Consider the following 13334-nt stretch of genomic DNA (forward strand, 5'->3'; position numbering starts at 1 on the left):
GATCGAGCGGTGCCTTCATGAAGAGCGCAGGCTCAAGGAACCGTTGCCCGGCATCAGTGCCGGAAAGGATCACACCGTCTTTCAGCACCAGCTTGGCCACATGGTCCTGGATGTTCGGGCTGTTGACGATGTCGGAGAAAAACTGAATCGGGTTCATACCGGCCTTCATCCCGACCAGAACGGAGAGGAGGAATGCACCTGACATGAGGAGACCGGCCTTGATGATCTGAACCCAGGTGGTGGCAGTCATGCCGCCGAAAACGACGTAGCCGATCATCAGGATACCGACGCCGATGATGGCGGTCTTGTACGGAATGCCGACCAGAAGAGCCATCAGCTTGCCGGCACCGACCATCTGGGCGGTGAGGTAGAAGGTGGACACGGCAACTGTCGAGATTGCGGCCACGGCGCGCACCGGCTTGGGCTCGGTACGGAAGGAGAGAATGTCTCCCAGGGTGTACTTGCCGGCGTTCCGGCACGGCTCGGCAACGATCAGGAGCACGGTGATGTATGCCACCAGCCAGCCGACCGAGTACATGAACCCGTCATACCCGTAAAGGGAGATCATCCCGGAAATACCGAGGAACGATGCGGCTGACATGTAGTCGCCGGCAATCGCCCAGCCGTTCTGGGTGCCGGTAATCCCGCCGCCCGCGGCATAGAAGTCGGCCGCAGTCTTGGTCCGCTTGGCGGCCCAGACAACAACTGACATGGTGATGGCGATGATGACCAGGAACATGCCGATGGTGATGGTCTTGTTGGCCTTGATGGTCTTCTTTTCTACTGGGGCTGCAGGGGCCGGAGCGGCCTGGCTCTGCATCGGAGCGGCTGCGGGCGCTACTGCTGCCGGGGCTCCAGGAGCCGCAGGGGCAGTTGCTGCGGGCGCTGCTGCTGTCGGGGCTGCTGCCGGAGCCGGAGCCTTGGCCGGCTCTGCAAATGCGATGGAGCCCAGGGAGAGGGCCAGAGCTGCTGCGATTATAGTCTTCTTGATCATAATGGTCCTCCTCCTTTACTTGAGCTCATCAACCAGCTCACGGGTGAGCCGGTCAAAGTCTTTGTTGGCCACATGGGCGTAATAGTGGGCAAGCCCCCAGGAAACGAAAAATTGCGAGAGCGCAAAAACGTAACCGAAGTTTATTACTCCGATCATCTTGATCTTGAACAGACCAGGAGCGTATGCGGCCCCTATTGGGAGGAGGAAATAATAAACAGTGGAAAAAATCCACCAGCCGAACAGGAACACCGTCTTTTTGCGATGCAGTTCGATGAATTTTGGGTTCTTCGCTATTGCGGCCCAATCGTATTGCTTTTCTGCCATGGTAGTTACTCCTTTCTTGGTAAGGTCAAAGCACTATGGAACGGCGTCCCGTTCCATGCATTCCCAAAAAATTGTGTTTCCTGCTCTCGCCTCCTTTCCGATTTATTGTATTCCCGCTGCTTCCAGTATGTTAAATCGGTGCATAACCGAACTTCATCGACAACACTTCTGCCCCTTCCTGCAACGAAGGGATAATTTCGTTCTCAATCCGGTCGGACAACATCCTGAATGACGGGCCGAGCATGGCAAGCGCGCCGATTACCTTGCCCGCGTAATCGCGGATGGTAACGGCAACCGTCACAACGCCCTCGCCAAGCCCCCCCTGCTCAACCGCAACCCCTTTTTCCCTGATTGCAGTAAGTTCAGAGCCCAACATCTCCATATCCGGCAGGTCTTTTCTTCTGCCGCGCCTTTTAAAGAGCCTTTCGAGAATTTCCTGAGACTCAAGGGCCTTAAGCACCTTGCCGGCAGCATTGGTAAAAAACGGAAATTTTTTCCCAACCATGGGAGTTGTCTTTACATTCTGCCAGCAATCAACCATGTCCAGGAAAAGAACCTCATCCCCGAGCAAGACTGTCAGATAGACTGCCTCGTCATGCTTTCTGACCAGCTCTTCCATTACCGGATGGGCATGCTTAATGATACTGGCGCTATTGATAAAACGTTGAGCCAGAGCAACCGAGCTGACACCAAGCCGGTAAACCCCGCTCCCCTCTTCACGCTCAACCAGACCACGGCTCTCCAGAGTGGCCAACAACCGGAAAACTTTGTTCCGGCTCAACCCGAGACGCCCGGAAAGATTGGGCAGGGTCGCGGGCGGAACCTCATCGGCAAGAGCATCCAGAAGATCAAGGGCCTTTTCCACGGTCTGGACAGAATATGTACTTTTTTCTCTTGTCATGGCACCCTTGTTTACAAATTATTCAATGCCTGTTTTACAAATCCCAATTCAGTTTTGAAATTTTTTTAGCACGTCGTTTTATTTGTGTCAAGGGTATTTTTATTTCAAAAAACAACAACCAAATATTTAATGTAATTTTGATATGTTATACACCAACACGGAATCAACAAGATTTTTCAATATCTCCAACTATCGCATTAGAACATAGTTTATGAACTTATGAGCAAAACCGGGAAGAACTTCGCCTAACCAGGCTTTTTTAAAGGAGTAAAATACATCTAAAGCGCCATTTCGGCAGAACCTTTTGACATGATTGATTTTCGGCATTTTAAACAGCTGAAAATATTTTAACCTAATATCGCAAAACGTAAAGCGACATCCGGCAAAACATATTTTCTATTGGTTGGCTAAGGAGAAGGGATAAACAAAGAGAAATGGCTACAAAATGCTCCGGTAAGGAGGCGGGGAAAAATCAGCGAAATTTTATGGCAACTCCCTTGACTTTAATCAGACTCGAAGGAAAGAACAAGAATGTGTCCCGTTCAATCCGGACCTCCGGCAGAACGACCGCGTCTGCCCCCAGCCGATAGGCCCTCTCACGCAGTTCGTTATGAGCCCAATCATAATCCTGACGGGAGATCGCCTCCATATTCCCCATACGCTCACTGCTGCACTCAATTACTGCAATCTTGACGTAGGGCCTGCTTAGTTCATCCTGGTCCATGATTGGCGGGTAAAGTTCCGACAAAGGCCTGACCGTGGCGCACCCGGACAGTGGCAAGACCAGTAATGCACTCAAAAAAATGGATGCCCCCAATCTTTTCACCGTCGAGATAACCATTAACCGCACCCTTTGCCTGCACATGCTTGACTGGCAATCCATTGAGCAACTCCTTTTCGGGAATACAGTTTAACGTTTTTTTCTGTCTTTACAAGGGCGTTTTACCCGTGCTAATATTTTGCGATTTTAACTCAAGATTTCCTTGAAATTCTTGTATTTTTTGTAAGGAGCAGAACATGTCGGGCCATAATAAATGGAGCACCATAAAACACAAAAAAGGTGCTGCCGATGCCAAAAGGGGCAAAATTTTCACCAAGATCATAAAGGAAATCTCCGTTGCTGCCAAGCTAGGCGGTGGTGACCCGGGCGCAAATCCGCGACTTCGCACTGCTATTGATAAGGCTAAGGGCGAGAACATGCCCAAGGACAATATCGAGCGGGCAATCAAGAAAGGTACTGGCGGGATGGAAGGGGTCACCTACGAGGAGATCACTTACGAAGGATACGGACCTAGCGGAGTGGCAGTGCTGGTAGAGGTGATGACCGACAATCGTAACCGGACAGTATCGGATGTTCGCAGCATTTTTACCAAGTGCAACGGCAACATGGGTGAAACCGGCTGCGTTTCCTGGATATTCGACAAGAAGGGGCTGATCACCTACGGCAAAACCACTGACTTTGAGAAGCTCTTCGAATGCGCCCTGGAAGCCGGTGCAGACGATGTCGTCGAGGAAGACGAGCAGTTTGAAGTGCTGACAGACCCTGCCGCTTTTATGGAGGTTCGCGAAGCGCTCGAAAAGGCCGGTTTCAAGCATGAGTCCGCCGAAGTCACGATGATCCCCCAAACCATGATCAAGCTGGAGGGGAAGGCTGCCGAGAGCATGCTCAAGATGATGGATCGACTGGAAGATAATGACGACGTTCAGAACGTTTACGCAAACTTCGATATTTCTTCCGAAGAGATGGAAAAGATGATGTAACCTCCGGGCGGACTCAGATCCGCCCTTTTTCGGACCCCTACATATGAAAGTCTTAGGCATCGACCCAGGCTCGCGCATCACCGGATACGGGATTATCCAGAAGCTTGGGAACCGTCTGCTCCACGTTGACAACGGTGCAATCTTCACTGATACATCCGGCGAGTTTCCGCTGCGTCTGCAGAAGATATATACCGGGCTTTCCGAAGTGATCGAGCGTTACCAACCTGACGCAATGGCGATTGAACAGATCTTTTTCTCGAACAACGTCCAGAGTGCCCTGAAGCTTGGACAGGCGCGTGGCGCCGCGATTGTAGCCGGAGTCAATGCCGGGCTTCCGGTTGCCGAATACACCGCTCTTCAGGTCAAGCAGGCAGTGGTCGGGCATGGCAAGGCAGCTAAGGAACAGGTACAGCAGATGGTGAAAATCCTCCTCAATCTTCCGGAAATCGCCCAGGCCGATGCTTCCGATGCCCTGGCGGTCGCAATCTGCCACGCCAACTCGGTTGCGCTCCGCAATGCGGGTAAAATCCGATGATTGCCCTTCTTACCGGCATCATTGCCCACAAGGAGCCGGACCTGGTTATCCTGGATGTCGGCGGGGTCGGATACCGCGTCCAGATACCGTTTTCCACCTATTTCGAGCTCCCTGATGAAGGTGAGAAGGCAACCCTTCATATCCACACCAATGTGAAAGAGGATGCCATAAACCTTTACGGCTTCCGCTCCGCAACCGAAAAATCCTTTTTCCAGCTGCTGCTCACGGTTTCCGGCGTAGGCCCCAAGCTGGCGCGCGATATCCTCTCCAACTGCCAGGTTGGGGATCTGGCCTCGGCCCTGACCCGCGGGGACATTGCCAGGCTTTCCTCAATCCCTGGCATCGGCAAAAAGACTGCCGAGCGGCTGATCCTTGAGCTGAAGGATAAAACGGCAAAACTTGACATAACTGCACACCGCGCGAGCGGATTAACAGTTACTCCTGGCGCAGGGATTCGCGATGACGTCTCATCGGCACTAATAAACCTCGGTTACAAGGAAGCACAGGTAAACAAGGTATTGGGGGACCTCGCCCCCCCTGACGGCGCAACAATGGAAACCGTTCTGAAGCTGGCGCTAAAGCAGCTCATGAAGTAAGGCACCCCCTGAAATCTATGGATCGACTGATAACCCCCGACATAACCGAAGACGACCTCTTTGTCGAGACAACACTCCGCCCGAAAGCACTTGCCGAATATATCGGCCAGGAAAAGGCGAAGGGGAACCTGCGCGTGTTTATCGATGCTGCCAGAAAACGGGGTGAGGCGCTTGATCATGTCCTTCTGTACGGCCCGCCCGGCCTGGGAAAGACCACCCTGGCCAACATCATTGCATGCGAAATGGGAGTCAACATAAAGTCCACATCCGGCCCGGTGATTGAACGCCCCGGCGACCTGGCCGCCATTCTCACCAACCTGGAACCCCACGACGTCCTGTTCATAGACGAGATCCACCGACTCTCCCACGTGGTTGAAGAAATCCTCTACCCAGCCATGGAAGATTTCCAGCTCGATATCATCATCGGTCAGGGTCCGAGTGCCCGGACGATCAAGCTGGACCTTCCCAAGTTCACCCTTGTCGGCGCCACCACCAGGGCGGGCCTCCTCTCTTCTCCGCTTCGGGATCGATTCGGTGTCATATCACGCCTTGAGTTCTACACCCAGGAAGAACTTGCCACCATTGTGACCCGGTCGGCCAGGATCCTCGACATACAGATAGTGCCCGAAGGGGCGCTGGAGCTTGCCCGACGTTGCCGGGGAACCCCAAGGATAGCCAACCGCCTGCTGCGGAGAGTCCGGGACTTCGCCCAGGTAAAAAGTGACGGCGTAATTTCCATGCCTGTGGTGGATGATGCCCTGGCGCTTCTGGAGGTCGACCAGATGGGGTTCGACCACATGGATCGAACCATACTGCTGACCATTATCGACAAGTTCGGAGGTGGCCCGGTAGGTCTGGATACCCTGTCAGCAGCCGTATGCGAAGAAAGCGGCACCATCGAGGACGTTATTGAACCGTTTCTCATCCAGCAAGGGTTCCTCAACCGAACGCCCCGCGGACGGGTCGCAACACCGGCAGCATTCCTCCACTTCGGCCGCCCGGCGCCTGCAACACCTCAAGGGAGCCTGTTCTGAGATGCAACTCATTCTCGACTTCCCAATCAAACCTCATTATGGCTTTGCGAACTTTGTCGTCTGCAGCGGCAACGAGACGGCATTCCGTTTTTCCCAGCGGCTGGTTTCCGCGGATGCGGAAGAGAACCTGCTGTATCTGCACGGGCCAGCCGGTTCCGGCAAAACCCACCTCCTGGAAGCTTGTGCCGCGGCAATCGGGGCGCAGTTGGATACCGCTTCATCATCTCCCGTATTCTCTTTCAAAGAGACCCCGGGGATGGCATCCGGCGCCATTGCCGCCCTGCTGCAGAGACGTTTTCAGGAGGCCCCGGCACTCCTCATCGACGACATCCACCTGGCACCGTCTGACCAGACCATGAAGGGTGCTGTCTGGCAGCTTTTCAACGACTTTCATGGCATGAGCAAACCGATAATCACCACCGGGATTAACCCACCGAAGGAGCTTGCCAACCTGGATGACCACCTGGCGTCCCGGTTATTATGGGGACTTGTGGCACGAGTCGATGTATCGGACGATGAATCAAGGCAGATGATCATGAAAAAACTGGCTGCAGACCGCCAGGTCATTATCCCCGACGATGTGTGCGAATCTCTGCTTCGCCAGCTACCAAGGGACATCCCTACTCTCATCGAAACCCTGGACCGGATCATCAGACATGCCCTCGCCACGGCCCGCAAGGTGACCCCGCGCCTGGCAGCCGAGGTGTTGAGCGGCAGGGGCTGCCAATAAATGAAGATCCTTCTCCACATCTGCTGCGCCCCTTGTTCGATCGTACCGCTTCAGACGCTTCGGGCAGAGGGGCATGAGGTAACCGGCTTCTTTTTCAACCACAACATTCACCCTTATCAGGAATACCGCCGCCGTCTCGATACGGTAAGGGAATATGCCCGCTCAACCGACCTTGACTGCATCATCCGGGATGAGTACCGGCTGGAGGAGTTCCTGGCCAGTGTGGCCCGGGAACCGGAAAAACGATGCAGCTACTGCTATGCATCCAGGCTCGAAGTTGCCGCCCGCACCGCAGCAGAAGAGGGTTTTGATGCTTTCACATCCTCCCTCCTTTACAGCCGCTACCAGCGGCACGACGAGATCCGGCAGACCGGAGAACGGCTTGCCGAGCAGCACGGCATTGCCTTCCATTATGACGACTACCGGCGCGGCTGGCAGGATGGAATCAGGATATCCAAGGAGTTGGGGCTATACCGCCAGCAGTACTGCGGCTGCATTTACTCTGAAAAGGAACGGTACTGGAAACCATGATGCCGGGGCTGGGGAAATCCCTGATAATCGTTGGCCTGTTAATTGCCCTAGTAGGCGTCCTGCTTACCATTGCCGGCAAGATTCCCTGGATCGGCCGCCTTCCCGGCGACATCTTTATCAAACGCGAAAACTTCACCTTTTATTTCCCCCTGGCAACAAGCATTATCATCTCGGTCATCCTCTCCCTCATCCTCTGGTTGTTCAGAAAATAGCCGGCAAAGACTCTTAACCTTGTCTTTGCCATATTTCCTGTTACCTTTTTATCTGCGGATCATCACATATGAAAGGAGAGAGCCATGTTTGAAATTTTCGAGAAGGCGTTTTTGTCCGGGCTTGGAGCAATTGCCATGACACAGAAGATGGGAGAAGAATTTGTCAAGGATCTGAAAGAAAAATACAAGGTAAGCGAGGAAGAGGGGAAGGCGTTTCTGGATAAGATGCAGACCATGGCGAAGGAGAGCAGGCAAAAGGTTAGCGACCTGGCCGAGCAGGAGGTCAAGAAGGTCGTCGATAAAATTGGCCTGGTTTCGCGTGAAGATTACGATAAGCTGCTGAAGCGGATCGAAGAGCTGGAGAACCGCCAGTAAGGGAGAACCTACCGCACCAATATGCTTAACATTATCCAGCTAAATCGTAATATCAGGACCATCAGACGGTACCGGCAGATTATTCGTATACTCTTCAAGTACGGATTCGACCATCTTCTGGAATATCTCAACATTCCGAGCAGGGTAGCCAGAGGGCGACGACTTCTGAGGCAGGCTGAGGTCAAGATCGCCGCCCTGTCCCCTGCGGAGAGGATGCGGCTGGCACTGGAAGAACTCGGGCCGACGTTCATAAAGCTCGGCCAGATCCTTTCCACGCGTCCCGACATTATCCCGAAACAGTTTGTCGACGAATTCGCGAAGCTTCAGGACATGGTGCCCCCTTTTGGTATTGACGAGGTCCGGGAGCAGATTCGACGTGAACTGAAAGGAGAAATTGAAGAGCTGTTCTCCGATTTCGACATTGAACCGATTGCGGCCGCCTCAATAGCCCAGGTCCACAGGGCTACCATGCTGACCGGCGAAAGCGTTGTGATCAAAGTCAGGCGCCCCAATATCGAGGATCAGGTCGAAACGGATATCGATTCGCTGTTCTGGCTGGCCCAGCTTATTGAGCGACATATTTCCAACAAAGATGTGTACGAGCCGGTCGCACTGGTGAGGGAGTTTGCCCGGACCATTCGTCGCGAGATGGATTTCACGAGGGAAGGCCATACTATTGAAAAAATCGCCGCTAACTTCGCCGGCGACCAGACGATGTATTTCCCCAAAGTCTACTGGAATGCATCCTCGCGCGGCATAATTACCCTTGAATTCATTGACGGAATCAAGGTCTCGGATCATGAGGCGCTTGTCAACGCAGGCATGAACCTGCAGGAAATTGCCCGCAGAGGCTCAAACGCAATCATAAAAATGGTTCTGGAAGACGGCTTTTTCCATGGTGACCCCCATCCCGGGAACGTCTTCATCATGCCCGGCAACGTCATCTGTCTTCTTGATTACGGCATGGTCGGCAGGCTTGACGAACAGCTCAAGAACTATCTCCTGGACGTCCTCATCGCGATCATCAAAAAGGATGTTGATGAAGTAATCGACCTCCTGCTGCAATCCGGCGACATCTCCGACTCATTGAACACAAGGCATCTGCGCCGAGATCTTTCCGAATTCCTTGACAGCTATTACGAGATACCGCTTCGGGAAATTGAAGTCGGCAGGATGTTTTCCGAGTTCATAGAAATTGCCACCACCCACCAGATAAAGCTGCAGGCTGACCTGATGCTGCTTTCAAAAACCTTGATTACCATCGAAGGGATGGGGCGGGAACTGGACCCTGGTTTTGAAATGGTCGAGCACCTGCGCCCGTTCATCGAACGGGCCATCACTTCCCGGGTATCGCCGCACAACATCGAGGCGTTCATCAAGGAGAATATCAGGCCTTATTTCAAACTTGCCCGCACCATTCCCAGAGACATAAGAAGCCTCATTGCCAGGATAAACCGTAATAATTTCAAAATAAATCTTGAGCACCGCGGCTTGGACCGGCTGATTGTCGAACTGGACAAATCCATCAACCGTCTTTCCTCCAGCATGATCATTGCCGCACTGATCGTAGGGTCATCCATTGTCATGCAAATCGACAAGGGCCCGAAACTGATGGGGTTCCCGCTCTTTGCCTTTATGGGATACTCGATTGCAGGGATGATCGGGTTCCTATGGCTGATCGCCATCATCCGCTCCGGCAGGCTGTGACAGGCTTACCGCGTCAATCACTCCACTTCACAGCACCAATTCCCAGGCAATTCAGTTTTTTCTTTATTCCTGCTTAGTTGATGATCTATAAATAGCCATCTACTTGAACGTTATGGAGACATCATGCCGGAACAGGCCAGCAATCCAATCCCGACAACCGAACGGCGTAAAAGGAAACGGGAATGGCTTATAATAATCTGTTCGTTATTGCTCATAATTGCGTTTACCTATTCCGAGATCCATCTTTCAAAATTAAGTTCCGATGCGCCGTTTAGCAGCAACATCCTGATCTTCGGCATTATCAATATTGTAATCCTGCTGATAATACTTCTTGTTTATCTGCTGGTACGTAATGTTGCCAAGCTTTTCGTGGAGCGCAAACAGAATATTTTGGGCGCAAAATTGCGGACCAAGCTGGTCATTGCCTTTGTTGGCCTGTCGCTTGTTCCGACCATGATGCTGTTTTTCGTATCAGCCGGATTTATCACCAACAGCATTCAAAACTGGTTCAATACCCAGGTCGAGACCTCCTTGAATGAATCGATGGAGGTCGCCCAAACCTATTATAAGAACTCGGCAGCCAATGCCCTGTATTATGCCAAGCAGATCAGCTCCCAGATTCGACAGCGAAAGCTGCTGAATGATGAGAATCTGCCGCTGCTCAAAGAGCTTATCCGCAACAAACAGAAGGAATACAACCTCGGTGTGGTCGAGGTTTATTCGGCTCAGAGAGAGGAGCTGTCGCGTGCAACCAACAGCCGTCTGCCCGTGGGGGAATTCACCAACCCATCGTCGGAAGATATCAGCGTTGGGTTACAAGGTAAGGAACTCACCCGAATCAATGCCGTCGGCAAGGCTGACCTTATCCGCGGGATAGTTCCTGTTTACTCCACCTGGAATCAAAGAGATGTGGTTGGAGTTGTGGTGGTAAATTATTACGTGCCCTACTCTCTGGTCAGCAAAATGAAGGAAATAACCACATCCTACAATGAATTCAGACAACTAAAGATCCTGAAAAATCCGATCACCACAGGGTATATCCTCACCCTGTTCCTGATAACCATGGTCATCGTATTTCTCGCGGTCTGGTTCGGCATCTATCTGGCGAAAAACCTGACTAATCCCATCCAGGAATTGGCTCGGGCAACCCGTGAGGTCGCGGAAGGAAACCTTAATGTCCATCTGGGCGAGGTGCGTAACGATGAAATCGGGATGCTGATTGACGCATTCAACAAGATGACCGACGATCTGCGGGTCAACCAGCAGCAGCTGAGAACGACAACGGATGAAGTGATAAGGAGCAACCAGGAGCTGGACCAAAGACGCCTGTATATGGAAACCGTGCTCAGAAACGTTACTGCCGGCGTCATTTCGGTTGACAAGGAAGGGAACATCACAACAATCAACAAGTCTGCCCAACGACTCCTGAATATCGATTCGGCAGCTATCACGGGCAAAAATTTCCGGGAAATTCTGAAACCGGTCTATCTCGACATTGTGAAGGAAATGCTTCGTGACCTGGTCGTATCCAAAAAAGGCGGGGTGCGCAAACAAGTCACAATACCGTTGAGCGAGGGGCAGATCACATTGTTGATCAGCCTTTCGATCCTGCGTGATGACAATGACGAATTCATCGGCACGGTTGTCGTGTTCGACGACATGACCCAGCTTATCAAGGCGCAGCGGATGGCAGCATGGCGCGAGGTAGCCCGAAGAATCGCCCATGAAATCAAAAACCCGCTCACACCGATCCAGCTTTCGGCACAGAGGCTCCGCAAACGCTATCTGGACCGTTTCAGTGATAATGAAACCATTTTCGACGAATGTACCCAGATGATAATCAAATCCGTTGACGAGTTGAAGACCCTGGTGAACGAATTTTCCAGCTTTGCCCGCATGCCGGCTTCGCATCCGGCCAGCAACAATCTGAACGACCTGATAACCGAGGCGATCACACTATATGACCAGGCGCACAAGGCCATTACTTTTTCATTCAAGCAGGACCAGACATTACCGTTGTTCCTGTTTGATCGCGATCAGATCAAGCGCGTTTTCATCAATCTCTTGGACAATGCGGTGACTGCGGTCGGAGATTCAGGGGAAATCCATCTGGAGAGCAGCTATAACAGGGATCTGAACATCGCGGTATGCACCGTCGCCGATACCGGGCACGGCATCACTCCAGAGGACCGCGACCGGCTGTTTGAGCCATATTTTTCCACTAAGAAATCGGGAACCGGCCTTGGACTTGCTATTGTGAACACGATAATATCTGATCACAACGGCTTCATAAGGGTTAAGGATAATTCGCCAAAGGGCACAAAATTCATTATTGAACTGCCAGTCGTCTTCGGTTAGTTCGTTTATCAATACACTGAACTAGCCCTTGGCAATAAAAACCCCGAACCGTAAAACACCCCGTCCATTTCAGAAGCGCGGCGTTTATGATCCGGGCCTGACCTACTCTCTGACAGCTATCCGTGCAGTATTTTAGGTCGAGCTTTGAGTTACTGGCGTATATATTTTTTCCCTTCCCCGAGAATGAAATCAATTAGCTTCTGAACCTTGGGCGTGGGCTTACCCTTTGTAACAAGGGTGATATCCCTGGAAATATCCGGAATCGCCGGCGCCGATATCGTCTCGTTGACAATCCCTCCGGGGCCGAAGCCGATAGCAGATGGATTAGCGACAACAGCATTATGAACTTCGTGAGCCGAGGATACCGCCAGGACATCCTTGGTGACGGCCTTGCCATCCATGATCTGCTTGATGAAGGTGTTGTTCGTCCCTTGCTGGAGTTGGCCCCAGCAAACGAGTATCGGCATGTCGCCCCCACCGACAGCCTTCCAGTTTTCGACTTCACCGCTGAAAATCTTCTGCAGTTGTTCTTTGGAGAGCTTGGCAACCGGATTTTCCTTATTGATAATCACAGCGATCCGGTCTTTTCCCAGGACAACAGGGAGATATTTCGAGGTATCCTTAACCTCGGCGCCCTCTTTTTTCATAAAATTCATCCAATCAGGAAAAGCCATGCCTGCGGCAGCGGCATCAATGGTATCGGCATCAAGGTCCAGAAGTGCCGCTTTGACGCCGGCAGAGACAATGGAGAGCTGCATTCCGGTGGCTTTCTCAAACGGCTCCTTGATTGGCTTGAGGATGTTTTCAGTTGGCGCACCTGCTCCTGCTCCAACTTTGATGACATCGTTCCCCCATGCCGACGCTACGTAAAGAGCGATTAAGGCAACTGCCATGAATGCTTTTTGAACCGCTGTCTTCATACGGATCTCCTTTTCATTTAGATAACATACCCACGTCTCAGGACTGGTCAGTTCGGTGAGTGTATCGAGCTACTCACATTTATATGGAACTGTAAGGTACTGCTCCTAGCGTGAAAAGGATATCACTTGGCAATATACCGTCAATTATGTAATGTAATAAATCTAATTTAATTGAGATAGATTTGGGCGGGAGGATCGAACTATCAGAGGTTTTGCCTACCTACGTTTGAAAAAACGACATCAGAAAAGATGTAATGGGAGACCGAAACTAAACGTAAACCGCCCCGACTCATTCAAAGTAGCGTGGCGTAAGAAAGCAAAGAGCCAGCTACCACAGAGGGCAACTGGCTCTTAAG

Annotated in this window: 15 protein-coding genes; 10 read left to right on the forward strand and 5 right to left on the reverse strand. The window is 52.0% G+C overall.

Going from position 1 to position 13334, the window contains the following annotated elements; all coding sequences use genetic code 11:
• The 4 genes from OR1_RS19965 to OR1_RS19980 all read right to left on the reverse strand — a co-directional run.
• Nucleotides 1-994, reverse strand: a 994-nt coding sequence (locus tag OR1_RS19965) for a cation acetate symporter (RefSeq protein WP_160295286.1), incomplete at its 3' end; no start/stop codon positions are given.
• 15 nt (nt 995-1009) lie between these two features.
• The gene (locus OR1_RS19970; RefSeq protein ID WP_041974790.1) at nt 1010-1318 is read right to left on the reverse strand and encodes a DUF485 domain-containing protein; all 309 of its coding nucleotides are present in this window, start codon (nt 1316-1318) and stop codon (nt 1010-1012) included.
• Nucleotides 1319-1448: 130 nt separating this feature from the next.
• Nucleotides 1449-2219 carry an IclR family transcriptional regulator gene (locus OR1_RS19975; RefSeq protein WP_041974792.1) on the reverse strand — a complete coding sequence of 257 codons (771 nt, stop codon included), beginning with the start codon at nt 2217-2219 and terminating at the stop codon, nt 1449-1451.
• Nucleotides 2220-2691: 472 nt separating this feature from the next.
• Complete coding sequence (locus OR1_RS19980; RefSeq protein WP_152609988.1) at nt 2692-3018, reverse strand: hypothetical protein; 327 nt, start codon at nt 3016-3018, stop codon at nt 2692-2694.
• 218 nt (nt 3019-3236) lie between these two features.
• On the opposite strand from OR1_RS19980, the gene OR1_RS19985 reads away from it, so the two are divergent.
• From OR1_RS19985 to OR1_RS20030, 10 genes are all read left to right on the forward strand, one after another.
• A complete protein-coding gene (locus tag OR1_RS19985) occupies nt 3237-3980 on the forward strand; it encodes a YebC/PmpR family DNA-binding transcriptional regulator (protein ID WP_041974794.1) in 744 nt (247 codons plus the stop codon).
• Nucleotides 3981-4023: 43 nt separating this feature from the next.
• Entirely contained in the window at nt 4024-4515 is a 492-nt protein-coding gene (gene ruvC, locus OR1_RS19990) for a crossover junction endodeoxyribonuclease RuvC (protein WP_041974796.1), read from the forward strand.
• Nucleotides 4512-5111 (forward strand): Holliday junction branch migration protein RuvA, encoded by a 600-nt coding sequence (ruvA, locus tag OR1_RS19995; protein ID WP_041974798.1) that lies wholly within the window; start codon nt 4512-4514, stop codon nt 5109-5111. Before ruvC ends, ruvA begins: the two co-directional genes overlap by 4 nt.
• Before the next feature lie 17 nt (nt 5112-5128).
• Nucleotides 5129-6145: a Holliday junction branch migration DNA helicase RuvB gene (gene ruvB, locus OR1_RS20000; protein ID WP_041974800.1), complete on the forward strand. Its 1017-nt coding sequence runs from the start codon at nt 5129-5131 to the stop codon at nt 6143-6145.
• 1 nt (nt 6146) lies between these two features.
• Nucleotides 6147-6875, forward strand: coding sequence for a DnaA ATPase domain-containing protein (locus OR1_RS20005; RefSeq protein WP_041974802.1), 729 nt, complete (start codon nt 6147-6149; stop codon nt 6873-6875).
• Nucleotides 6876-7406, forward strand: a complete 531-nt coding sequence (locus OR1_RS20010; RefSeq protein ID WP_041974804.1) for an epoxyqueuosine reductase QueH — start codon at nt 6876-6878, stop codon at nt 7404-7406.
• The gene (locus OR1_RS20015; protein WP_041974806.1) at nt 7406-7618 is read left to right on the forward strand and encodes a DUF2905 domain-containing protein; all 213 of its coding nucleotides are present in this window, start codon (nt 7406-7408) and stop codon (nt 7616-7618) included. Before OR1_RS20010 ends, OR1_RS20015 begins: the two co-directional genes overlap by 1 nt.
• An 84-nt stretch (nt 7619-7702) precedes the next feature.
• Nucleotides 7703-7993 carry a phasin family protein gene (locus OR1_RS20020; RefSeq protein ID WP_041974808.1) on the forward strand — a complete coding sequence of 97 codons (291 nt, stop codon included), beginning with the start codon at nt 7703-7705 and terminating at the stop codon, nt 7991-7993.
• Between the two features lie 21 nt (nt 7994-8014).
• The gene (ubiB, locus tag OR1_RS20025) at nt 8015-9700 is read left to right on the forward strand and encodes a 2-polyprenylphenol 6-hydroxylase (RefSeq protein WP_041974810.1); all 1686 of its coding nucleotides are present in this window, start codon (nt 8015-8017) and stop codon (nt 9698-9700) included.
• A gap of 123 nt (nt 9701-9823) precedes the next feature.
• Entirely contained in the window at nt 9824-12058 is a 2235-nt protein-coding gene (locus OR1_RS20030; RefSeq protein ID WP_041974812.1) for an ATP-binding protein, read from the forward strand.
• A 149-nt stretch (nt 12059-12207) separates the two neighbouring features.
• Here OR1_RS20030 and OR1_RS20035 read toward each other — a convergent pair whose 3' ends face one another.
• A complete protein-coding gene (locus tag OR1_RS20035) occupies nt 12208-12978 on the reverse strand; it encodes a substrate-binding domain-containing protein (RefSeq protein WP_041974813.1) in 771 nt (256 codons plus the stop codon).
• Nucleotides 12979-13334 lie beyond the last annotated feature (356 nt).

This window comes from Geobacter sp. OR-1 (assembly GCF_000813145.1).
Lineage (GTDB): Bacteria > Desulfobacterota > Desulfuromonadia > Geobacterales > DSM-12255 > Geoanaerobacter.

What these genes read in the sequence shown, in the direction of transcription:
- OR1_RS19970 (WP_041974790.1), bottom strand. Translation starts at nt 1,318, where the DNA reads ATGGCAGAAAAGCAATACGATTGGGCCGCAATAGCGAAGAACCCAAAA.
- OR1_RS19975 (WP_041974792.1), bottom strand. Translation starts at nt 2,219, where the DNA reads ATGACAAGAGAAAAAAGTACATATTCTGTCCAGACCGTGGAAAAGGCC.
- OR1_RS19985 (WP_041974794.1), top strand. Translation starts at nt 3,237, where the DNA reads ATGTCGGGCCATAATAAATGGAGCACCATAAAACACAAAAAAGGTGCT.
- ruvC (WP_041974796.1), top strand. Translation starts at nt 4,024, where the DNA reads ATGAAAGTCTTAGGCATCGACCCAGGCTCGCGCATCACCGGATACGGG.
- ruvA (WP_041974798.1), top strand. Translation starts at nt 4,512, where the DNA reads ATGATTGCCCTTCTTACCGGCATCATTGCCCACAAGGAGCCGGACCTG.
- ruvB (WP_041974800.1), top strand. Translation starts at nt 5,129, where the DNA reads ATGGATCGACTGATAACCCCCGACATAACCGAAGACGACCTCTTTGTC.
- OR1_RS20005 (WP_041974802.1), top strand. Translation starts at nt 6,147, where the DNA reads ATGCAACTCATTCTCGACTTCCCAATCAAACCTCATTATGGCTTTGCG.
- OR1_RS20010 (WP_041974804.1), top strand. Translation starts at nt 6,876, where the DNA reads ATGAAGATCCTTCTCCACATCTGCTGCGCCCCTTGTTCGATCGTACCG.
- OR1_RS20015 (WP_041974806.1), top strand. Translation starts at nt 7,406, where the DNA reads ATGCCGGGGCTGGGGAAATCCCTGATAATCGTTGGCCTGTTAATTGCC.
- OR1_RS20020 (WP_041974808.1), top strand. Translation starts at nt 7,703, where the DNA reads ATGTTTGAAATTTTCGAGAAGGCGTTTTTGTCCGGGCTTGGAGCAATT.
- ubiB (WP_041974810.1), top strand. Translation starts at nt 8,015, where the DNA reads ATGCTTAACATTATCCAGCTAAATCGTAATATCAGGACCATCAGACGG.
- OR1_RS20030 (WP_041974812.1), top strand. Translation starts at nt 9,824, where the DNA reads ATGCCGGAACAGGCCAGCAATCCAATCCCGACAACCGAACGGCGTAAA.
- OR1_RS20035 (WP_041974813.1), bottom strand. Translation starts at nt 12,978, where the DNA reads ATGAAGACAGCGGTTCAAAAAGCATTCATGGCAGTTGCCTTAATCGCT.